The following is a 21,509-nucleotide window of genomic DNA, read 5'->3' on the forward strand; positions in this document are numbered from 1 at the left end:
AGGGCCAGTTGAGCTCTAGATCCACGCCTGTGCGCGTCCCCGACGCGTACCGGCAGATGGCGACCATCCGCGCGTTCGAGGAGCGCTGCCTCGACCTCGCCAGAGAAGGGCTGATCGCCGGCTCGGTGCACCCGTGCGCCGGGCAGGAGGCGATCCCGGTCGGCGCCGTGGCCGCGCTGGGCGAGCACGACCGCGTGCTCGCGACCTACCGCGGGCACGGCTGGGCGCTCGCGTGCGGCGTGCCGCTCGACCAGCTGCTCGGCGAGATCTGCCAGCGCGCCGGCGGCGTCAACGGCGGCCGCGGCGGCTCGCCGTACCTGAGCTCGCCCCAGCACCGCTTCGCCGGCGAGAACTCGATCGTCGGCGCTGGCGTGCCGATCGCCGACGGCGTCGCGCTGGCCGCGGCCGTGCGCGGCGAGCAGCGCGTCGTCGTGACGTCGATCGGGGACGGCGCGCTCAGCCAAGGTGCGACGCACGAGGGGCTCGTCTTCGCCGCGGCGCGCAGGCTGCCGGTGATCGTGATCTGCGAGAACAACGGCTGGGCCGAGATGACGCGCGCCGACGCGATGGTGCGCGGCTCGCTGGCCGAGCGCGTCGCCGGCTACGGGATCGCCAGCCGCGTCGTCGACGGCAACGACCCCGCCGCGGTGCAGGCCGCGGTGGCCGAGGCGGCGGCGTCGGCGCGCGCCGGCGAGGGCCCGGTCTTCCTGGAGTGCGCGACCGTCCGGCTGCTCGGTCACTACAACCGCGACATCGAGCACTACCGCCCGAAGGACGATCGCGCCGCCGCGCAGCGCGACGAGCCGTTGGCGCGGATGCGGCGCGAGCTGGGCGAGTCTGCCGGGGAGCAGCTCGCGCAGGTCGACGCGGAGGTCGCGCAGGCGATCGACGCGGCGACCGCGGCGGTGCGTGCGATGCCCGAGCCCGACCCGGCGACGGCGCTGGACCACGTCGCCGCGCCCGCACCAGTCGCCGACGAGCTGGCCGCCGCCGAGGCCGCGGCGGCCGGCGGGCCCGCGACCGAGCTGACCTACGTGAAGGCCGTCACGGCGGCGCTCAGAGCCGAGCTGGCCGCGCGCTCGGAGGTCGTCGTCTACGGCGAGGACGTCGGGATCGGGGGCGGCATCTTCGGCGCCTCGCGCATGCTGCAGCAGGAGTTCGGCGCCGAGCGCGTGTTCGACACGCCGATCGCCGAGAGCGCGATCCTCGGCTCCGCGGTCGGTGCCGCGACGAGCGGGCTGCGGCCGGTCGTGGAGATCATGTGGGCCGACTTCCTGCTCGTCGCGCTCGACCAGCTCGTCAACCAGGCGGCCAACGTGCGCTACCTCAGCCGCGGCGAGGTGACCGCGCCGCTGGTGATGCGCACGCAGCAGGGCGTGACGCCCGGCTCGTGCGCCCAGCACTCGCAGAGCCTGGAGGCGCTGCTCGCGCACGTGCCCGGGCTGAAGGTCGGTCTGCCGGCGACGCCGCAGGACGCGTACGCGATGCTGCGCGCGGCGATCGCCGACCCCGACCCGTGCATGCTGTTCGAATCGCGCGCGCTGTATCAGCAGAAGGGCGACGTGCGGCTGGACGGCGCGGTCGAGCCGGTCGGCGGCGCGCGCCTGCGCCGCACGGGCGGCGACCTCGCGATCGTCACCTGGGGCGCGATGCTGCAGGGGGCGCTCGAGGCCGCCGAGCTGCTCGCCGCCGAGGGCGTGGCGGCGTCCGTGCTCGACCTGCGCTGGCTGCGACCGCTCGACCACGAGGCGATCGAGCGCGTCGTGCAGGCCGCGTCCGGCCGCGTCCTCGTCGTCCACGAGGCGACGCTGACCGGCGGCTTCGGCGCCGAGGTCGCCGCGCACGTGCAGGAGCACTGCTTCGACGTGCTCGACGGGCCGGTCGTGCGGCTCGGCGGCGCCGACGTGCGGATGCCCTCCGCGCCGGTGCTGCAGCGCGCGCTCGTCCCCGGTGCGGCCGCGATCGCGCAGCGCGGCCGCGAGCTGCTCGGCCTCGCCGCAACGGCCTAGGCCACACATCCGTCAACACCGTCACGGAGGTTCCCATGAGGAGAGGCATCAGAGCGGGCGCCGCGATCGCCGTCGCGGCGCTGCTGGCCGCCGGCTGCGGCAGCGGCGGAGGCGGCGAGCTGTCGGTCGCCGACCTGGGCAGCGGCCCGCCGAGAGCGGGCACCGTCGAGCCCGGCGCGCTCGACGGCAAGAAGCTCACGTTCGTCAGCTACGGCGGCGACTCGCAGAGAGCGCAGATGGAGGTCCTGAGCGGATTCGAGCAGGAGTCCGGCGCGCAGCTGCTGGAGGACTCGCCGCCCGACTACGCGAAGATCAAGGCGCAGGTCGAGTCCGACAACGTCACCTGGGACGTCGTCGTCGTGGACGGGATCTGGGCAGCCGGCCAGTGCGGCAGGCTGCTGGAGGACCTCGACCCGGACGTGATCGACACCTCGCACCTGCCGAGGGGCGTCGAGGCGACGAGGTGCGCGATGCCGGGCAACCTCGACGGCAACGTCTTCGCGTACGACGCGCAGCGCTTCGCGGACGACCCGCCGAGCTCGTGGGCGGACTTCTTCGACACCGCGAGATACCCGGGCAAGCGCGCCGTCGACGCGAGCGACCCGAGCGTCACGCTGGAGATCGCGCTGCTCGCCGACGGCGTCAGAGCCGACGACCTCTATCCGATCGACGTCGACCGCGCGCTGCGCAAGCTCGACACGATCCGCGACGACCTCGTCTTCTGGAGCTCGGGCGCCCAGCAGCAGCAGATGATGACCTCGCGCCAGATCGCGATGGGCACGATGTGGTCCGGGCGCGTGTACTTCGCGCTGCAGGCGGGCGCGCAGTTCGACGTCGTCCACGACCAGCCGCTGCTGACGACGACCACCTGGGTCGTGCCGAGGGGCGCCCGCGACCCGATCGGCTCGATGGCGATGATCAACTGGTGGCTCGGCGCCAGACAGGGCGCGCAGTACACCGCGCTGACCTCGTACCCCAGCGTCAACGCCGACGCGAGACCGGTGCTCGACGCCGACGCGAGAAAGGTCGCGGTGATGGACCCGCCGTTCACCGACCAGGTCGTCGTCAGCGACGAGTACTGGTCGAGAAACATCGGCAGGCTCACCGACGTCTGGATCGACTGGGTCAATGGCTAGCAGCGGACGCCGCATCCCCTGGTTGGTGCTGCCCGCGCTCGCGCTGCTCGCCCTCGGCGTCGTCTACCCCGTCGGGATCAGCGTATGGCGCTCGTTCGCCGAGCAGGACGGGGGACAGAGCGGCTACGCCTGGATGCTCGGCAACGACGTCTACGTGACGATCCTGCTGCGCACGTTCGCGACGGCGCTGCTGACGACGCTCGTCTGCCTGCTCGTCGCGTACCCGTACGCGTACCTGATGACCGTCGCCGGGCCGAAGGCGCGGATCGTGCTGCTGGGCGTCGCGCTGCTGCCGTTCTGGATCAGCGCGCTCGTGCGCACGTTCGCGTGGCTGGTGCTGCTGCAGCCCGGCGGCGTCGTCGCGACGATCGTGCCGTTCGGCCTCGGCGACGACCTGCTCGGCAGCTGGTGGGCGGTCGAGATCGGGATCGCGCAGGTGCTGCTCCCGTTCATGGTGCTGCCGCTGTACGCGACGATGCGCGGCATCGACCGCGGGCTGCTGCGCGCGGCCGAGAGCCTCGGGGCGCGGCCGAGCGTCGCGTTCCTGCGGGTCTTCGTGCCGCTCTCGCTGCCGGGTGTGTTCGCGGGCTGCCTGTTCGTGTTCATCCTCACGCTCGGCTTCTACGTCGTGCCGGCCCTGCTCGGCTCGCCGAGCCAGGCGCTGATCGGCCAGACGATCTACACGCAGGTCAACGAGCTGCTGGCCTGGGGCCGCGGCGGCGCGCTCGCCGTCGTGCTGCTGGTCGCGACCTTCCTCGTGCTCGGCCTCGTCGCGGCCGCGCGCCGCTTCCTGCCGGGGGCGGTGGTGCGCCGTGGCTAGGCCGGGTCGCATCGCGCTGTGGGCCTTCGGCGTGCTCGTCGGGCTGTGGCTGATCCTGCCGACGCTCGTCGTGATCCCGGTCGGCTTCTCGGAGAGAGCGTCGTTCGCGTTCCCGCCCGACGGCCTGTCGTTGAGGTGGTACCGCAACTTCTTCGAGGACCCGGCATGGATCGGCGCGCTCGGCAACTCGCTGCTGATCGGCCTGCTGTCGGCCGCGCTGGCGACGGTGCTCGGCACCGCGGCGGCGCTCGGGCTGGCGCGCTGGTCGAGCCGGCGCGGCAGACCGGTCACGCGCGCGCTGCTGCTGTCGCCGCTCGTGCTGCCGGGGATCGTGATCGCGATCGCGATCTACGCCGTCTTCCTCAAGCTGCGGCTGCTCGGCACCGTGCAGGGGTTCGTGCTCGCGCACGCGATGCTCGGCATGCCGCTCGTGCTCGTGGCGGTGACCGCGAGCCTGGAAGGCTTCGACGCGCGGTTGGAGCGCGCGGCTGCGAGCCTCGGCGCGGGGCCGTGGGCGACGGCGCGGCAGGTGACGCTGCCGTTGATCGCCCCCGGCGTCCTGTCGGGCGCGCTGTTCGCCTTCATGACCTCGTTCGACGAGGTGATGGTGGCGCTGTTCATCAAGTCCCCGTACCTGGAGACGCTGCCCGTGAAGATGTTCGCGAGCATGAGCCGCGACGTCGACCCGACGATCGCGGCCGCGGCGTCGCTGATCCTCGCGCTGACGACGACGGTGCTGCTTTCCGCGGCAGTCGGGCTGGCGCGGCGGGGACGACGAGCCGGCGGGAGGCTGGCATGACCGAGACGAACCGGCGCGGCGCGCGCATCGCGCTGCGCGACCTGACCAAGCGCTACGGCGACCAGACCGTCGTCGACGGCGTCTCGCTCGGCGTCGTGCCGGGCGAGTTCATGACGCTGCTGGGGCCGTCGGGCTCGGGCAAGACGACGACGCTCAGCATGGTCGCCGGCTTCGCCGACCCCGATGGCGGCCAGATGACGATCGACGACGCGCCGATCGAGCGGCTGCCGGCGCACCGGCGCGACATCGGCATGGTGTTCCAGAGCTACGCGCTGTTTCCGCACATGACCGCGGCGCAGAACGTCGCGTTCCCGCTGCGCCAGCGCAAGATCGGGCGGGCCGACCGCACCGAGCAGGTGCGGCGCGCGCTGGAGACGGTGCGGCTGTCCGGCTACGAGCACCGCTTTCCATCCGAGCTGTCGGGCGGCCAGCAGCAGCGTGTCGCGCTCGCGCGGGCGATCGTGTTCCAGCCGCGCGTGCTGCTGATGGACGAGCCGCTGGGCGCGCTGGACCGCACGCTGCGCGACGGCATGCAGATGGAGATCCGCCGCATCCACCGCGAGGTCGGCAGCACGGTCCTGTTCGTGACCCACGACCAGGAGGAGGCGCTGGCGCTGTCGGACCGGATCGCGGTCTTCAACGGCGGGCGGCTCGAGCAGGTCGGAACGGGCGCGGAGTTGTACGAGCGGCCGGCGACGCTGTTCGTCGCGCGGTTCCTGGGCGAGTCGACCCAGCTCGCCGGCGCGGTGCGGCGCGACGGCGCCGCGGCGGTCGTCGACTGCGCGGGAGTGCGCGTGCGCGCGCTCGGCGACCTGCCCGGCGGCGCGTCCGGGGTCGTCGTCGTGCGGCCGGAGCGGTTGCGGCTCGTGCCGGCCGACGCCGCGCCGGTCGCCGACGACCTCAACGCGGTGCCCGTCACGGTGACCGAGGAGGTCTACCTCGGCGCGAGCCGCAAGCTCAGCGTCGCGCTGGCCGACGGCACGACCGGGCTCGTGCGCGAACCGGCCGGCAGCACGAGCGCGCTGCACCCGGGCGACCGCGCGCTGCTGACGTGGTCCGTGGAGCAGGGGATCCTGCTGGCGGACGCGACGTGACGCGGCGGCTACTCGCCGTCGCGCGCGGCCGCGCCGGCCGCCACGACGCGCCGCAGGGCCGCGAGGTACTCCTCGCGCTTGGCGAGGAAGCGCTCGCGCGGCGCGGTCACGACGAGCACGAACGGGGAGTAGCCCTCGTCCATCGCCATCGCGATGCAGGAGAGGCCGGGTGCGAACTCCTCGTCGTCGATCGCGTAGCCCTGCTGGCGGATCGTCTCGAGCTCGCGCTCGAGCGCTCTGCGCGTCGTGATCGTGCTGGGCGTCAGGCGCGTGAGCGTGTGCGCGTCGAGATACGCGTCGCGCACCGCGGGCGTCGCGGTCGCGAGCAGCAGCTTGCCCGATGCGCGCGCGTGCGCGTCGCCGGCGTGGCCCTGGGAGACCTCGGCCGCCTGCACGGGGTTGTTGCCGCGGGCGATGCTCAGCATCATCACCTCGCCCGACCACCAGCCCGAGGCGTAGGACGTCTCGCCGGTGTCGCGCGCGAGTGCGCGCACGAGCGGCGCGAGGTGCTCGGACGGCGCGAGCTGACGCGAGAACGCCTCGGCGAGCGTGCCGACGCGCAGGCCGAGCACGTAGCGGCTTCCGCCGCCCGCGCGCGTGACCATGCCGGTCGCGGTCAGCGTGTGCAGCAGGTGGTAGGTCGCCTGGCGGCCGATGCCGACCTGCTCGCTGATCTCTCTCGTGGTCAGGCCCGCTTCGCTCTTGGCGATCGCCATCAGGATGCCGACCGCGCGGGCGGCCGACTGGACGCGCGGTCTCGGCTCTGCGGCGGCGTCGCCTGCGTGGTGCGTGTCGGTCGATGCGGACAAGCACCCAACGATACTTCGCGGCCGGCGCCGAGCACGCGGCAGGCGCGGTCGGGGGCGGCGAGGCATGTCTCGCATACTGATAGGTTCTTCGGACTGTGACATCACCACCAGGGGCATCCGAGGGCGCGCCCGAGCCGCGCCCGCGCGTTCAGTCGGCCGCCCGTGCCGTGGCGATCCTGATGGCCGTCGCGCAGAGCGACAACGGCCTCACGACGAGGGCGATCGCCGAGCGCGTCGCGATCGGCAGGCAAGCCGCCTACCACCTGCTGCACACGCTCGTCGGCGCCGGCGTGCTCGTGCGCGGGGAGGGCGGCCGCTACATGCTCGGCCTGCGCGTCGGCACGCTCGCCCACGGCTTCGCGCGGCAGCTGGCGCCGTCCGAGCATCTCGCCCCGATCGTCCGCGCGCTCGCGCAGGCGACCGGCGAGACCGCCTACGCCGCCGGCTGGTGGTCCGGCGAGATCGCGACGCTGACCGTCGCCCGCGGAACCAACCCGGTGCAGGCGGCCGAGGTCTCGCAGGGGTACGTCGGCAACGCGCACGCGCGCGCATCGGGCAAGCTGCTGCTCGCGTTCGCCGCACCCGCCGCGCGCGAGGCCTACCTCGAGCAGCATCCGCTCGTGAGGCTCGCGCCCCGCACGCTCACGACGCGGTCCACGCTCGACGCCGACCTCGCCCACATCCGCGAGCGCGGCTATGCGATCGACGACGAGGAGTTCGCCGCCGGGCTCTGCTGCATGGCCGTCCCGTTCGACGGCGGCCACTCGCCATTCGTGCTCGCGCTCTCCGCCCCGCGCGAGCGAGCGGTCGCCAAGCGCGAGTCGTACCTCGAGACGATGCGCGCGATCGCCAGGTCGTGAGCGTCAGTCGAGCGCATCGGTTCGCCGGAGCGTTCGCCGGGGCGCGGCGCTGAGGATCGCCTCGACGGCCGCGGCCGCGCGCGCCTCGGTCCACGCGCCGAGGTCGCGCAGGGTCGAGACGAAGTAGCCGTAGGTGGCGAGGAAGATCGCGTCGGCGACCTGCTCGGGCTGCTCGTAGCCGTCGAGCGCGGCCGCCTCCCGCAGCGCGTCGAGGTGCCTGACCGCGGTCTTGCTGAGCGCCTCGACGACCGCCTGCGGGACCTCGTGGCTGCTGAGGATCTCGACGTTGAGCTTGCGGATCGCGAGGTCGCCGGTGTCGGTCGTGCACGACCACAGCGCGATCGCGCGGACGCGGCCGCCGGGCGGGGCCTCCGCGATCACGCGGTCGGACTCGGCCTTCCATCTCGCCTGCGCTATGCGGATCGCGTTGGCGAGCAGCTCGGTCCGCGTCGGCAGGTACTTCGTGACGAGCTTGGTCGAGCCGCCCAGCGCCTTCGCGACGGAGCGGTACGAGACGCCCGACACGCCCTCGGCGTCGGCGATCTCCAGCGTGACCGCGCCGATCTCCCGCAGGCGCTCGTCGACGTCGACCTCGATTGGCATGTCCGAAGAATAGGGGTTGACATCAACAGCAGGGGGCGCCTAATGTGGTGAGAGGCAACGCTGTTGCCTCTCACCCCTGATGTGAATTCAGCGGGTCGTTTCACCGTGGAGAGAGGAGAGTTTGATGCTGTCGAGCGTGACTCGCGTGGAGAGCGAGCCGACCCCGGACGCCGCGCAGGCGCATGCCGTGCGGATGCGCGACGGCGTCCGGCTGGCCGCCGACGTCTACCTGCCCGAGGGCGGGGAGCCGGCGCCGGCGATCCTCGTGCGGTTGCCGTACGACAAGGGGAGCCGGTACACGTTCTTCCCGCTGCTCGCGCCGACCGTGACCGCGCGCGGCTACGCGCTCGTCGTGCAGGACGTGCGCGGCAAGTTCGGCTCCGAGGGCCAGACGCTGGCGTTCGTGCACGAGGTCGACGACGGCTGGGACACGCTCGACTGGCTCGCGAACCAGGCGTGGTGCGACGGCAGCATCGGCATGTTCGGCGACTCCTACTACGGCTTCACGCAGTGGGCCGCGCTCGCCAGCGGCCACCCGGCGCTGAGAGCGATCGTGCCGCGCATGACCAGCTCCAGACTGGGGACGACGAGACGCGGCGGCCCGCTCTCCGACGACCCGCTCACGCGCCCGGTCCAGCAGCTGGTCGAGGCCGACTACCTCGCTCACTACTGGGCCGACCGGTACATCTACGCGCTGGAGCTGGACTGGAGCGCGCGGCCGGTCGCGAAGATCTTCGACCAGGCCGCGGAGGCGATCGGCTCGCGCTCGGCGACGCTCGACCTGCTGATGCCGCATCGCGTCGCCTTCCCGACGTTCGGCGGGCACGACCCGTTCGGCGGGCGGCCGCTGCCGATCCTCCACTCGGTCGGCTGGTTCGACAACCTCGCCGCCGCGCAGATGGCCGACTACTCCGAGCTTGCGTCCAAGCCGGCGTGGGCGCCGCTGCAGTACCTCGTCGCCGACTCGGTCGACCACGAGAACCACCGCCTCTCCGACACGCCGATCGACGAGGCCGCCGACCACAACGCCGACGACGCGGCGCTCGCGCAGCTCCTCCCCGACTACATCGGTCCCGCGCTCGACTTCTTCGACGTCTTCCTGACCGGCAGACGCGCGGCCGAGGAGCTGCCGCGGGTCAGATGGAACCTCGGCCACGCCGGCCACCGCACCGCCGCGGCGTGGCCGCCGGAGGGCGCGCGCGAGCGGACGCTGCACGTGACCGCCGGCGGTGGGCTCGCCGCCGAGCCCGGCGCCGCCGCGACCGCGAGCTGGACGCACGACCCGCAGCGGCTCGTCCCGTCGGCGGTCGAGGACGCGTTCGCGTTCCTGGCCGAGTACCCCGACGAGACGCCGGCCGCCGACCGCGACGACGTGCTCGCCTTCACAGGCGCGCCGCTGACCGAGCCGCTCGACCTCGCCGGCCCGGTCGCGGCTCGCCTCGCGCTGACGGCGAGCGGCCCGACCACCGACCTGTTCGCGAAGCTGCTCGACGTCGCGCCGGACGGCTCGGCGCGGATGATCGTCCGCGGCGAGACGCAGGTCGTGCGGCCGCTGGCAGAGCCGATGCAGGTGACGGTCGCGCTCGGTCACACCGGCTACCGCGTCCGCCCCGGCCACCGCCTGCGGCTGCACGTCAGCTCCAGCGACTACCCGCTCTACCTGCCGAACCCCGGCACGGACGAGAACGCCTGGCTCGCCGTCGAGACGCAGACGACGACGCAGACGCTGCAGCTCGGCGAGGGCGGCTCGCAGCTGCTGCTGACCGTGCTGGAGGAGGGGAGCGACGATGCGTGACCTGCCGCTGCTGACGGCGACGGAGGCGCTGGTCCGCTTCGGAGCCGGTGACCTCTCGCCGGTCGAGCTGATGGAGGCGGTGATCGCGCGCGCCGAGGCGCTGGAGCCGCGCATCAACGCCTTCACCGACACCTACTACGAGGAGGCGATCGCCTCCGCGCGCGCGGCCGAGGCGCGCTGGGCCGCCGGCACGGCGCGGCCGCTGGAGGGGCTGCCGGTCGCGGTCAAGTGCTCGACGCCGATCGCCGGCCAGCCGTCGACGAGCAGCTCGCTGGTCTTCGCCGAGCGCATCGCCGAGGTGACCGCGCCGGCCGTGCAGCGGATCCTCGATGCGGGCGGGATCGTCCACGCGCGCACCTCCTCGCCGGAGTTCGGCTGCGCGCCGTTCACGCACTCGAAGCTGTACGGCGTCACGCGGAACCCGTGGAACCTCGATCGCAGCCCCGGCGGCTCCTCCGGCGGCGCCGGCGCGGCGCTGGCGGCCGGCACGACGCTGCTCGCCGACGGCTCCGACATCGGCGGCTCGATCCGCATCCCGGCGTCGTCGTGCGGCGTGATCGGCTACAAGCCGCCACACGGCCGCGTGCCGCTCGGCGGTGTCGCCGGACTCGACCTCTACTGCCACCTCGGCCCGCTCGCGCGGACCGTCGAGGACACGGCGCTGCTGCACGAGGTGATGGCCGGTCCGCACCCGTGGGACATGCTGTCGCTGCCGCCGATGGAGGCGCCGCGGGCGCCGTTCGCGGAGCCGCGCGACCTGCGCGTCGGACTGTCGGTCACGCTGGGCGGCTACCACGTCGAGCCGGAGGTCGCGGAGGCGACGCGCGCCGCTGCGGCCGCGCTGGCCGACGCGGGCGTCGAGGTCGTCGAGCTTGACCCGGCGTGGGATCCGGCCGACATCGCGCTCGCCGCGCAGATCCACTACGGCGCGCTGTTCGCGGCCGAGCTCGCGCCGCTGCTGGAGCGCCGCGACGAGCTGACGCCGTACGCGGTCGACTTCATCGAGCGCACGATGCCGGTCGCCGCCGAGCACGGCTACGTGCGCGCGCTGGAGCTGGCGGCGGCCGCCCACGGCGCGCTCGTCGCGCTGTTCGCGCAGGTCGACGTGCTGCTCTGCCCAACGCTGCCGATCACGGCCTTCGCGGTCGGCGAGGACTACGTCGAGACGCCGGTCACGGTGGGGGGTGTCGCGATGGAAGACCCCCTTACAGGCCTGACGACGGTGCCGTTCAATGTCTGCTCGCGCCACCCCTCGATGAGCGTCCCGTCGGGGCGCGGCCGCGACGGGGTGCCGATCGGGCTGCAGATCGTCGGCCGGCCGCACGACGAGCTGAGCGTCTTCCGGACCGCGGCCGCGGTCGAACGGCTTTTGGACAGCAGGATCAGCCCCCGAAGAGGAGCGGTGATGTCATGGGAGACGGTGTGAGAGGTCTGACGCGGCGTGACGCGATGCGCGGCGCCGCCGCGGGCGCGGCCGTGGTCGGCGCCGGCGGTCTGCTGGCGGCCTGCGGCAGCGGCGGCTCGTCGAGCGGCACGACGGCGTCCGGCGAGACGACCGCCACGGCGGGCGGCACGCCGAGAAGCGGCGGCACGCTGCGCGTCGGCGGAACCGGCGGCGGCGCGCGCGACTCGCTCGACCCGAACCGCCAGCAGACGGCGCTCGACTTCGCCCGCTGCTTCGCGCTCTACGACCCGCTCGTCGAGCTGACCGAGCAGTTCACCTACGAGCTGGCGCTGGCCGAGGAGATCACGCCGGACGACGGCAGCGCGAAGGTGTGGACGGTCCGGCTGAAGGACGGGATCGAGTTCCACGACGGCAAGACCGCCGACGCTGAGGACCTGATCTTCAGCATCGGCCGCGTGATCGACCCGAGAGCCCCGGGCGCCGGTGCGAACGCGCTCAGAGGCGTGACTCTGAACGGGATGAGAAAGCTCGACGCGCGCACCGTCCGCTTCACGCTCGAGCAGCCGATCTCGATCTTCGACAAGCGCGTCGGCGGGTACCTCTCGCCGCTGCTGCCGGTCGGGTACGACCCGGCGAGACCGGTCGGCGCCGGCCCCTTCAAGCTGCAGAGCTTCAAGGCCGGCGACCGCTCCGTGATGGTCCCGCACCCGAACTACTGGGGCGAGAGAGCGCACGTCGACCAGCTCGACATCATCGGCATCGCCGACGCGTCGGCGGCGGTCAACTCGCTGCTCTCCGGCCAGATCGACATCCTTCAGGGCCTGCCGCCGGCGCAGGCCGAGGTCGTCACCTCGGGCGGCGGCAAGCTGCTGGAGACGAACGACTCCGCATGCTTCATGTTCGGCATGCGGATGGACATGGCGCCGTTCGACGACGTGCGCGTGCGGCAGGCGATGCGGCTGATCGCCGACCGCGACCAGATGGTCGAGCAGGTGATGGCCGGCCGCGGCGACGCCGCCAACGACCTCTTCGCCCGCTACGACCCCGACTACCTGTCGGACGTCCCGCAGCGCGAGCAGGACCTGGAGCAGGCGAGAGCGCTGCTGAAGCAGGCCGGCCAGGACGGCATGCGGCTGGAGATCTCGACGACCGGCGCCTATCCGGGCCTGCTGGAGTCGGCGCAGGTCTTCGCCGAGCAGGCGAAGGGCGCCGGTCTCGACGTCAAGGTCAGAAGCATCGACCCGGACACCTTCTACGCCCGCTACTACCGCAGAACGCCGTTCTCGCCGGACCTCGTCTCGCCGCAGCTGTACCTGACGGTCGCGACCTCCTACAACACGCCGGGCGGCCCCTACGACACCGTCTACAACAGAGACCCCGAGTACCTCGCGCTCTACAGAGACGCGCTCGCGGAGCTGGACGAGGCCAAGCGCGGCGAGCTGATCGAGGCGATGCAGCGGATCGACCACGAGCGTGGCGGCTACGTCTGCTGGGGCTTCTCGAAGAGCCTCGACGCCTATCGCGACGACGTCAACGGGCTGGTGCCGGGGACGAAGGCGGCGTTCAGCGTCAACAACGGGGCGTTCAACCGGCTCTGGCTCAGCTAGATGTGGGTCGCGCGGCGGCTCGCGGCCGGCATCGTCGTCGTGCTGCTCGTCTCGATCGTCGTCTTCGCCGCGACCCAGGCGCTCCCGGCCGACCCGGCCGAGGCGATCCTGGGGCGCGGCGCGACGCCGGACCGGATCGAGGCGCTGCGGGCCGAGCTGGGGCTCGACCGCGGGCTCGTGCAGCAGTACCTCGATTGGATCGGCGGCCTGCTCAGCGGCGATCTCGGCAGATCGCTGGCGGCCAACGTCCCCGTCAGCGATCTGATCGGCGACAGACTGGTCAACTCGCTCGTGCTGCTCGGCCTGGCCGGCATGATCTCGCTGCCGCTGGCGGTGCTGCTCGGCGCCGTCAGCGCGGTCCGCCGCGACGGCGTCGCCGACCGCCTCGGGCTCGGCATCAGCCTCGTCCTGACGGCCGTGCCCGACTTCGTGATCGGCATGACGCTGGTGATGGTCTTCGCCACCTCGGTGCTGACGATCCTGCCGGCGGTCGCGCTGATCCCGGCCGGCTCGTCGCCGCTCGCCCACCCCGACATGCTGGTGCTGCCGGTCGTCACGCTCGTGCTCGCGGTCGTGCCGTACCTCTACCGGCTCGTGCGCGCGTCGATGATCGACGTGCTGGAGGCCGACTATGCGCAGATGGCGCGGCTGAAGGGGATGCCGCGCGGCGTCGTGATGCGCCGCCACGCGCTCCCCAACGCGCTCGTGCCGACGATCCAGGCCTCGGCGCTCGTGCTCGGCTACCTGCTGAGCGGGACGATCCTCGTCGAGTTCGTCTTCCGCTACCCCGGTCTCGGCTCGGCGCTGTCGGACGCGATCTCCAGCCGCGACCTGCCGGTGATCCAGGCGATCACGCTGATCTATGCGGTCGCCGTCGTCGTCTTCAACCTGCTCGCCGACGTGCTGACCGTCCTCGTCACCCCGAAGCTGCGGACGGCCGGGCGATGACCGCCGTGATGACGCTGCGGCGGGCGTTCGCCTACCCGCAGACGGTGATCGGCGCGGTCCTGACCGGCCTGATCGTGCTGCTCGCGCTGCTCGGCCCGCTGCTCGCGCCGCACACGCCGACCGAGTTCGTCGGCGCACCGCTGAGCGGCCCGTCCGGTGATGCGCTGCTCGGTGCCGACCAGCTCGGGCGCGACGTCCTCTCGCGCGTGCTGTGGGGTGGCCGCAGCGTGCTGTGGATGTCGGTCGCGGCGGCGCTGCTCGGCGTCGCGCTGGGGGTCGCGCTCGGGCTCGTCGCCGGCTACGCGAGAGGCCGCGCGGACGCGCTCGTGATGCGCGCGCTCGACGTCGTGATCGCCTTCCCGCAGCTCGTGCTGGTGCTGCTGTTCGTCTCGCTGCTCGGCGCGCGCGCGTGGCTGATCGTGCTGCTGACCGCGATCGCGTGGGCGCCGGGCGTCGCGCGCGTGACGCGCGGCATCACGCTGGAGACCGGCGAGCGCGAGTTCGTGCAGGCGGCCGAGGTGCTCGGCTACCGCCGCCGCAGCATCGTGCTCGGCGAGATCCTGCCGAACCTGACGACCCCGCTGATGGTCGAGCTGGGGGTGCGGCTGACGTGGTCGATCGCGCTGATCTCGGGCCTGAGCTTCCTCGGCCTCGGCATCCAGCCGCCGGCCGCCGACTGGGGCCTGATGGTGAACGAGAACCGCAACGGCCTGACGGTGCAGCCGTGGGGCGTCGTCGCGCCCGTCGCCTGCATCGCGATCTTCACGATCGGGACCAACCTGATCACCGAGGGCTTCGCGCGGACGATGGCCGGCGTCGACCGGCAGAGAGGAGCGTGAGATGACCGTTGCCGTGTCCGTCGGCGAGCTGCGCGTCGACCTGTCCGGGAGCGGCGCCGACGTCGTCGACGCCGTCAGCTTCACGATCCGCGCGGGCGAGATCGTCGGCCTCGTCGGCGAGTCCGGTTCCGGCAAGACGACCGTCGGCACCGCGCTGCTCGGCCACGCGCGGCGCGGCGCGACCGTCGCCGGCGGGCGGATCGCGATCGACGGCCAGGAGCTGCTCGGGCTCGGCGAGGCCGCCCTCGCCGGGGTGCGCGGGAGCGTCGTCGCGTACGTGCCGCAGGACCCGTCGACCGCGCTCAACCCGGCGCTGCGGCTCGGCATCCAGCTGCGCGAGCTGCTCGACGTGCACGCGCCGGAGGCGCCGCGCGCGCAGGCGGGCGAGCGGATCGCGGCGGCGCTGCGCGACGTGCGCCTGCCCGACGATCCCGCGTTCCTGCGCCGCTACCCGCACCAGCTCTCCGGCGGGCAGCAGCAGCGTGTCTGCCTCGCGATGGCGTTCCTGCTGCGGCCGCGCGCGATCGTGCTCGACGAGCCGACGACGGGGCTCGACGTGACGACCCAGGCGCACGTGCTCGCGACCGTGCGCGAGCTGTGCGCCGCCTACGACGTCGCGGCGCTGTACGTCACCCACGACCTCGCCGTCGTCGCCAACCTCGCCGACAGGGTGCTCGTGATGTACGCCGGGCGGATCGTCGAGGCCGGCGCGCGCGACGCGGTCCTGCGCGAGCCGGCGCACCCGTACACGACGCTGCTGCTGGCGGCCAGCCCCGACTTGCGCGAGCGGCGGAGGATGACGCCGATCCCCGGCCACGCGCCCGCGCCGGGCGCGCGGCCGGGCGGCTGCTCGTTCGCGCCGCGCTGCCCGCTGGCGATCGAGCGCTGTCGTGCGGAGGCGCCGGCGCTGACCGGGCACGCGCGGGCGCCTGGGCGCGAGGTGGCCTGCCACCGCGCGGGTGAGCTGGAGCCGCCCCGGCGGGGGGAGGTCGCGGACGCGGCGGGGAGCACCGCCGAGGCCGCGCCGGCTGCGCCTGCGACGGCGACCGCGGCGCGGCCGCTCCTGTCCGTCCGCGACGTGCACTGCTCCTACGGCGCGGTGACGGTGCTGCGCGGCGTCTCGCTCGCGGTCGAGCCGCGCTCGTGCGTCGCGATCGTCGGCGAGTCGGGCAGCGGCAAGACGACGCTCGTGCGCACGATCGCCGGCCTGCGCGTGGCCGACGCGGGCGAGATCGCGCTCGACGGGCGCGTGCTCGACGGCGTCGCGCGGCGCCGCACTGCCGCCGACCGGCAGGCGCTCCAGTACGTCTTCCAGAACCCCTACGCCTCGCTCAACCCGCGCAAATCGGTCGCGGAGATCCTCACCAAGCCGGTGCGGCACTTCTTCGGCGGCAGCGCGAAGGCGGCCCGGCCACGGGTGGCCGAGGCGCTGGAGGCGGTCGGCCTGCCGGAGCGGGTGCTGACGCGCTACCCCGACCAGCTCTCCGGCGGCGAGCGCCAGCGGGTCGCGATCGCGCGGGCGCTGGCGTGCGACCCGCGGCTGCTGATCTGCGACGAGATCACCTCGGCGCTCGACGTCTCCGTCCAGGCGACGATCGTCGACCTGCTCGGCCGGCTGCGGCGCGAGCGCGGCCTGGGGCTGATCTTCGTCACCCACGACCTCGCGCTCGTGCGCACGATCGCCGACCGCGTCGTCGTGCTCGACGGCGGCGCGATCGTCGAGGCCGGCGCGACCGATGACGTGCTCGACCGGCCGCAGGCGGACTACACGCGCGAGCTGCTCGCCGACACGCCGTCGTGGTGAGCGGTGGCGGCGGCGCACGCCGGGCACAGCAGCCGCCGCTCGTCCAAGCCGAACCTGACGGTGCGGCTGACGACGCCTATCGTCGTCGTCTGTCTGCGCGAGGCGCCCCGCTCGGTGAGGTGCTGGCGGCAGAGGCCGGCGCCGCAGCGGCAGAGACCGACCGCCGTCGCTTCGATGTCTATGTAGCTGCAGTACAGGCAATCCATTCGAGGCGTGCACGGTAGCCGCTGGCGCGACCCGCTCGGCGATCCTCGTCGCGTCGCCGCGCGCCGGCGCGCGAAGCCGGCGCGTCGGCGTCGCTGCTTGCCGGTCGTCGCAGCGGCTCGTGCCAGACGGCTCGGCCTCTCGTATTAGGTTACCCTAATAAGGGAACCCTTACAGCTGAGGTACGGATGCTCTCCCGCAGGACCCCCAGGCCGCGAACGGCGCGCAGCGCGCTGGCCGCGTGCTTCTTCGCGCTCACCCTCGCGCTCGCCTTCGCCACGGCGGCGCCGACCCGCGCGGCCGCCGCCGAGCCGATCCAGATCACCGACGGCGACGGGCTCCTGTGGGGCCTCAAGCAGTCGTGGCGCACCTACGCCGGCATCGGCACGTGGTCGGGCGGCGTCGAGCACGTCGGCGGCGTCGACGGCTACCGCTGGCCGTTCAGATCGGGCACCTACGATCCCGACACGCACAGAGCCGAGCTGCGGTTCGGCGGCAGCGTCCGCTGGATCGCCCACGCGGGCGCGCTCGACCTGACGTTGAGCGATCCGCGCCTCTACATCGACGGCGACGACGGCCGCATCGTCGCCAAGGTCGTCAGCAAGAGCGAATCGACCGGGGAGCTGGAGGACTACGGCGAGATCGCGATGGTCGACGTCGCCGTCAGAGGCGACGCGCTGACCGTCGCCGCCGGCAAGACGACGTGGAACGGCCTCACCACGACGCTGACCGCCGACGGCCGCACGGCCTTCAGCGGCAACTACCCGACCGGCACCAGAATGGACCCGGTCACGACGACCTACACCGGTCCCGGCGGCGTGCCGAGAGCGACCGGCGACGACTTCGCCGTCGAGGACGCGATCGCCTGGAGCGCGGTCACCAGAGTCACGCCGGACCCGACCCGCAACGCCTACGGCTTCCACGAGGACACGCTCAACGAGCTTGTCCACACGCCAGTCGGCGGCTCCGCCGGCCTCGTCGCGCTCGACCCCGACACGCTGGAGCCGGTCGGGACACCGCTCGGTTCCAACCCGTCGAGCATGTTCGAGAACTACCCGGGGTCGACCTCGGCCCCGCGGACCGGGACGGTCTTCGACGCGGGCGGCGGCACGATCTACGCGTTCACCTGGGACGGATCCACCCAGAGCTACAGACAGGAGAGACTGCCCGGGGACTTCTGGGCCGACGCGATCCACTTCGACGTGCCCCGCTCGCGCCTGATCGCCGTCCGCAGCGGCGAGCTCGTCACCTGGCGGAGAGTCGGCGGCGTCTGGACGCAGAGACCGTACACGCTCGCCGGCGTGCCGTTCACCACCGACTCGCGCGCGGCGATCGCCGCCGACTCCACCAACGAGCTGGTCGTCACCTCGGCCGGCAACCGACCGATCCTGCTGCAGCTGTCGGGCACGACCGCGACGGCCAGCTTCCTGCCCGGCGACTACAGCGACCCCGGCGCCCAGCAGCCGGAGTTCGACAAGCCGAGCGGGGTGACGGCCGCGCCCGGCGGCGGCTTCGATCTGACCAACTACCGCGGCCAGGTCTACCAGACCCGTCGCGACCGGTACGGCGCCCTGCAGCCGCCCGCCCCGCCGCTCGAGCACGGCCTCGGCCAGGTGCTCGCCACCACCTCCGACGCCGTTCTCGGCACCTCGATCGTCGCCGACTTCGCGCTCAGCACGCTCGGCTTCGTCGAGGACGGCCGCATCGCCGGAACGCTCAGACTCGACGAGCAGATCGGCGCCGGCGTGATCAGCCCGATCGGGATCGCCGCCGGCCCCGACGGCTCGCTGTACGTCAACGGCAGCGGCACGCAGACGAAGTTCGAGCGCCGCGGCTACACGCCGCGCGTGACGACCCAGCCGCAGGATGCCGTCGTCTCGCTCGCGGCCGGCGTCGCGGGCGGGTCGGCGACGTTCACCGCCGCCGGCAGCGCGCGAGCTTGGAGCGGCACGGAGGCGACGCCGGCGATCCGCTGGCAGACGCGTGCCGGCGGCAGCGGTCGCTTCACCGACATCGCAGGCGCGACCGGCGCGAGTGTGACGCTCGACGCGGCCGCCGACGACAACGGCCGCCAAGTCCGCGCGGTCTTCACGAACGCGAACGGCGAGGTCGGCAGTCGCGCGGCGACGCTGACCGTCAACACCGCCGCCACGATCGCCGTGCAGCCCTCCGACGTCGCCGTCAGCGCCGGCCAGGCGGCCGAGATCAAGGTGATGCCGGTCGGCAACCCGGCACCGCAGATCCAGTGGCAGATGAAGACCGGCCCCTTCTGGGCCGACGTCGACGCGGAGTCGGGCGACTTCGACGTCGACGGCGGCTTCCTGCGCGTGCCGAGCGCGACGGCCACGATGGACGGGACGCAGTTCCGCGCCCGCTTGCGCAACCGCATCACGCCCGGCTCGGAGGCGTGGAGCACGGTCTTCACGCGCGCCGTCACGCTGAACGTCACCGCGCCGGTGACGACGCCGCGGACGTTCGGCGGCGGCCACGTCGACTGGGGCTTCGCCAACCGCTGGCGTTGCTATGTCGTCGGCAACGTCGGCCGCGGCGGGATCGTGCCCCGCGACGGCGCGGCGCAGGTGCCCGGCACGCTCGCGACAGGCAACCTCTGCAACGGCCGCGGCGCCGGCTCGGAGATCATCCGCTTCGGCGTTCGCGGCGGCTCCTACGACCCGGCGAACGGCGGGCTGGAGCTGAGACTGCGCGGCAGCGTCCGCTTCTGGGGCCACGACTACCACGTGCCCGGCAGCACCAGACCGCAGCTCGACACGACCTTCTCGAACCTGCGGCTGGTCGCCGAAGGCACGCGCGGCACCCTCTACGCCGATGTCGTCGGCGCGACGATGGAGGCGCCGGCAGCGGTCGCGCGCAGGAACGTGCCGCTCGTCTCGATCACGTTGCCGGACGGCCCGGTCGCACGCCAGAGCGGGCTCGACTGGAGTGGGCTGGAGACGACCCTGACGGCTGAGGGCGCCGCCGTCTTCGGCAGCTATCCGGCTGGGGAGCTGTTCGACCCGATAGCTGTCGCGGCCGACTACGGCACGCCGGAGCCCGAGCCGCGGCCGCAGCCTCGGCCGGAGCCGCAACCGGCACCGCGGCCATCGCCGCAGCCGCCGCCGAGAGCGCCGGCGCGCGCGACGGTGGTAGCGGGGAAGAACGCGGTCGCGCTGAAGCGTGCGCAGCGGGTCGTGACGATCGCGCGGCTGCGGTGCCCGGCCGGCCGCGCCTGCGCCGTCGTCGTGCCCAAGCGCGTCGCGCTGCGCGTCGCCGGCAGACGCCACTTCGCTGCCGTCGTCGCCCCGCGGCGGATCGCCGGCGGCCGCGCCGCGACGGTGCGCGTGCGGCTCACGCGCACGACGGCCGCGCGCCTCGCCGGCCGCCGTGCGGCGGTGAGGGTGCGCGTGAAGGTGACCGCCCCCGGCTCCGGCGCGACCGTGAAGGTCGTCATGGTGATGGTGAGGGGGGCACCGGCCAGCGGGCGCTGACTCGCATCGGCTGCGCGCTACCCCTCGGGCACCACGACCTGGACTCCCGCGCGGATGCCGCGCCCGGAGATCTCGACGCGTCCTGCCGCGAACAGACCGGTTCTCACCGGCACGCGCTCCGTCGCGCTGCCTGCGGCGGGGACCTCGACGGCGAAGTGCGTGTCGTCGAGCGCGACGAGCGCCTCGACCGGGACGGAGAGGACGCCGCGACGCTGCACGCCGGGGAGGTGAACGGTCACCGGCGCGTGCTCGAGGCGGCCGAGCCGCCGTTGGTTCTCGACGGCGATCGTCGTCGGGATCACGATCGTGCTGGTGCTGGAGCTCGGCTGCCGACGCTCGGTCGCAGCGCCCACGCGGGCGACGCGACCTCTCACGCGGGTGCCGGCGGGGAGCACGATCACGGCGGCCGCGCCCCTGGCGGCGAGTCGCTGGTCGTCGAGTCTGACGTCGGCGCGCACGACCTTCACGTCCGAGGAGAGGGCGAGCACCGGGCTGCCCTGCTCGATCGTCGCTCCGACCGTGGTCCGGCGTTCCGCCACGCGCACTGCGCCGGCGCCGAAGACGATCGTCCCGAGCTGCAGCACGCCGCAGGTCGGGCCGAGCGTCGCAGGCGACGCGTCGGCGGTCGCAGGTGGCGGCGGGCTCGCCGCTGACGTGTCAGGTGTCGCAGACGGCGGCGAGTCTGCCGCCGACGGCGCTCTTCTCGCGGTTCTCGGCGGTGCGACGCAGCTCACACCGAGCGCGCGCTGCATCCGCTCGATCGCGGTCGCCGTCAGCTCCGTGAACGACCTGTCGACGGTGCCGGCGAAATAGCCCATCGCCTGCAGGCCGGCCTCGAGCTGTTGCACGTCCGGGCCGTCCGGCATGCCCCGCTCGAACGGACGCCACATCGGGACGGTTCCCGGGAGCAGCAGCGCGGGCTGCATGTTGACGAGGTAGAGCGCCTCGCCGAAGTCGATCTGCGCGCCGGCGGCAGGCAGGCCTGTGACGACGCCGGAGAGGCCGGCGGGCAGCGTCCGCATCTGGGTGAACTGAAGCTTCCCCGGGACGATCGTCGTCGTCCCGAGCGTGCCGCGGACGACGGGCGACGTCGTGTGCTCGCGGACGATCGCGGGCGCCGGATCGTCGTCTCGCGGAACGGTCAGGATCGCCGCCGCGGCACCGGCGGCGGCCAGTGCCGAGGCGGCGAGCGCGACGGTCCGCTTCGTCCGCCGGGGTTGCAGAGATCTGAGCATTGGGGTCACTCGACCAGACGCGCTGTTGCGTGGCCGTTTGGCAACGGCCACACACGG

General features: G+C 73.3%; 17 protein-coding genes. 13 read left to right on the top strand and 4 right to left on the bottom strand.

The window, feature by feature from the left end; all coding sequences use genetic code 11:
- Positions 1-56: 56 nt before the first annotated feature.
- The 5 genes from CWOE_RS02840 to CWOE_RS02860 are packed head-to-tail and all read left to right on the top strand — an operon-like array spanning position 57 to position 5,858.
- Positions 57-2,009, top strand: coding sequence for an alpha-ketoacid dehydrogenase subunit alpha/beta (locus CWOE_RS02840; protein ID WP_081425584.1), 1,953 nt, complete (start codon positions 57-59; stop codon positions 2,007-2,009).
- Positions 2,010-2,044: 35 nt separating this feature from the next.
- Positions 2,045-3,145 (top strand): extracellular solute-binding protein, encoded by a 1,101-nt coding sequence (locus tag CWOE_RS02845; protein ID WP_012932055.1) that lies wholly within the window; start codon positions 2,045-2,047, stop codon positions 3,143-3,145.
- On the top strand, positions 3,138-3,965 hold the full coding sequence (locus CWOE_RS02850; RefSeq protein ID WP_012932056.1) for an ABC transporter permease: 828 nt from the start codon (positions 3,138-3,140) through the stop codon (positions 3,963-3,965). Before CWOE_RS02845 ends, CWOE_RS02850 begins: the two co-directional genes overlap by 8 nt.
- Positions 3,958-4,764: an ABC transporter permease gene (locus tag CWOE_RS02855; protein WP_012932057.1), complete on the top strand. Its 807-nt coding sequence runs from the start codon at positions 3,958-3,960 to the stop codon at positions 4,762-4,764. The genes CWOE_RS02850 and CWOE_RS02855 overlap by 8 nt, the downstream gene beginning before the upstream one ends.
- The gene (locus CWOE_RS02860) at positions 4,761-5,858 is read left to right on the top strand and encodes an ABC transporter ATP-binding protein (protein WP_012932058.1); all 1,098 of its coding nucleotides are present in this window, start codon (positions 4,761-4,763) and stop codon (positions 5,856-5,858) included. Before CWOE_RS02855 ends, CWOE_RS02860 begins: the two co-directional genes overlap by 4 nt.
- 8 nt (positions 5,859-5,866) lie before the next feature.
- On the opposite strand, the gene CWOE_RS02865 is transcribed toward CWOE_RS02860, so the two are convergent.
- Positions 5,867-6,667 (bottom strand): IclR family transcriptional regulator, encoded by an 801-nt coding sequence (locus CWOE_RS02865; RefSeq protein ID WP_012932059.1) that lies wholly within the window; start codon positions 6,665-6,667, stop codon positions 5,867-5,869.
- Between the two features lie 95 nt (positions 6,668-6,762).
- Between CWOE_RS02865 and CWOE_RS02870 the strand changes: the two genes are divergently transcribed.
- Complete coding sequence (locus tag CWOE_RS02870) at positions 6,763-7,527, top strand: IclR family transcriptional regulator (RefSeq protein ID WP_012932060.1); 765 nt, start codon at positions 6,763-6,765, stop codon at positions 7,525-7,527.
- A gap of 3 nt (positions 7,528-7,530) precedes the next feature.
- On the opposite strand, the gene CWOE_RS30095 is transcribed toward CWOE_RS02870, so the two are convergent.
- Positions 7,531-8,130: a TetR/AcrR family transcriptional regulator gene (locus tag CWOE_RS30095; RefSeq protein ID WP_012932061.1), complete on the bottom strand. Its 600-nt coding sequence runs from the start codon at positions 8,128-8,130 to the stop codon at positions 7,531-7,533.
- A gap of 136 nt (positions 8,131-8,266) precedes the next feature.
- On the opposite strand from CWOE_RS30095, the gene CWOE_RS02880 reads away from it, so the two are divergent.
- Genes CWOE_RS02880 through CWOE_RS02905 form a run of 6 tightly spaced genes read left to right on the top strand, consistent with a single transcriptional unit; the run spans position 8,267 to position 16,528 of the window.
- Entirely contained in the window at positions 8,267-9,925 is a 1,659-nt protein-coding gene (locus CWOE_RS02880; protein ID WP_201447129.1) for a CocE/NonD family hydrolase, read from the top strand.
- Complete coding sequence (locus CWOE_RS02885) at positions 9,918-11,351, top strand: amidase (protein WP_012932063.1); 1,434 nt, start codon at positions 9,918-9,920, stop codon at positions 11,349-11,351. Before CWOE_RS02880 ends, CWOE_RS02885 begins: the two co-directional genes overlap by 8 nt.
- Complete coding sequence (locus tag CWOE_RS02890; RefSeq protein ID WP_012932064.1) at positions 11,336-12,937, top strand: ABC transporter substrate-binding protein; 1,602 nt, start codon at positions 11,336-11,338, stop codon at positions 12,935-12,937. The genes CWOE_RS02885 and CWOE_RS02890 overlap by 16 nt, the downstream gene beginning before the upstream one ends.
- The gene (locus tag CWOE_RS02895) at positions 12,938-13,885 is read left to right on the top strand and encodes an ABC transporter permease (protein ID WP_012932065.1); all 948 of its coding nucleotides are present in this window, start codon (positions 12,938-12,940) and stop codon (positions 13,883-13,885) included.
- Positions 13,882-14,724: an ABC transporter permease gene (locus CWOE_RS02900; RefSeq protein WP_012932066.1), complete on the top strand. Its 843-nt coding sequence runs from the start codon at positions 13,882-13,884 to the stop codon at positions 14,722-14,724. The genes CWOE_RS02895 and CWOE_RS02900 overlap by 4 nt, the downstream gene beginning before the upstream one ends.
- Position 14,725: 1 nt before the next feature.
- Entirely contained in the window at positions 14,726-16,528 is a 1,803-nt protein-coding gene (locus CWOE_RS02905; protein WP_012932067.1) for an ABC transporter ATP-binding protein, read from the top strand.
- Here CWOE_RS02905 and CWOE_RS02910 read toward each other — a convergent pair.
- Complete coding sequence (locus CWOE_RS02910; RefSeq protein ID WP_012932068.1) at positions 16,489-16,734, bottom strand: DUF2180 family protein; 246 nt, start codon at positions 16,732-16,734, stop codon at positions 16,489-16,491. The genes CWOE_RS02905 and CWOE_RS02910 overlap by 40 nt on opposite strands.
- Before the next feature lie 186 nt (positions 16,735-16,920).
- Here CWOE_RS02910 and CWOE_RS02915 point away from each other — a divergent pair, with 186 nt between their 5' ends.
- Positions 16,921-20,217, top strand: coding sequence for an HtaA domain-containing protein (locus tag CWOE_RS02915; protein ID WP_012932069.1), 3,297 nt, complete (start codon positions 16,921-16,923; stop codon positions 20,215-20,217).
- Positions 20,218-20,234: 17 nt separating this feature from the next.
- On the opposite strand, the gene CWOE_RS30100 is transcribed toward CWOE_RS02915, so the two are convergent.
- Positions 20,235-21,452, bottom strand: coding sequence for a peptidoglycan-binding protein (locus CWOE_RS30100; protein WP_012932070.1), 1,218 nt, complete (start codon positions 21,450-21,452; stop codon positions 20,235-20,237).
- Between the last annotated feature and the right edge of the window lie 57 nt (positions 21,453-21,509).

Source organism: Conexibacter woesei DSM 14684 (assembly GCF_000025265.1).
Lineage (GTDB): Bacteria > Actinomycetota > Thermoleophilia > Solirubrobacterales > Solirubrobacteraceae > Conexibacter > Conexibacter woesei.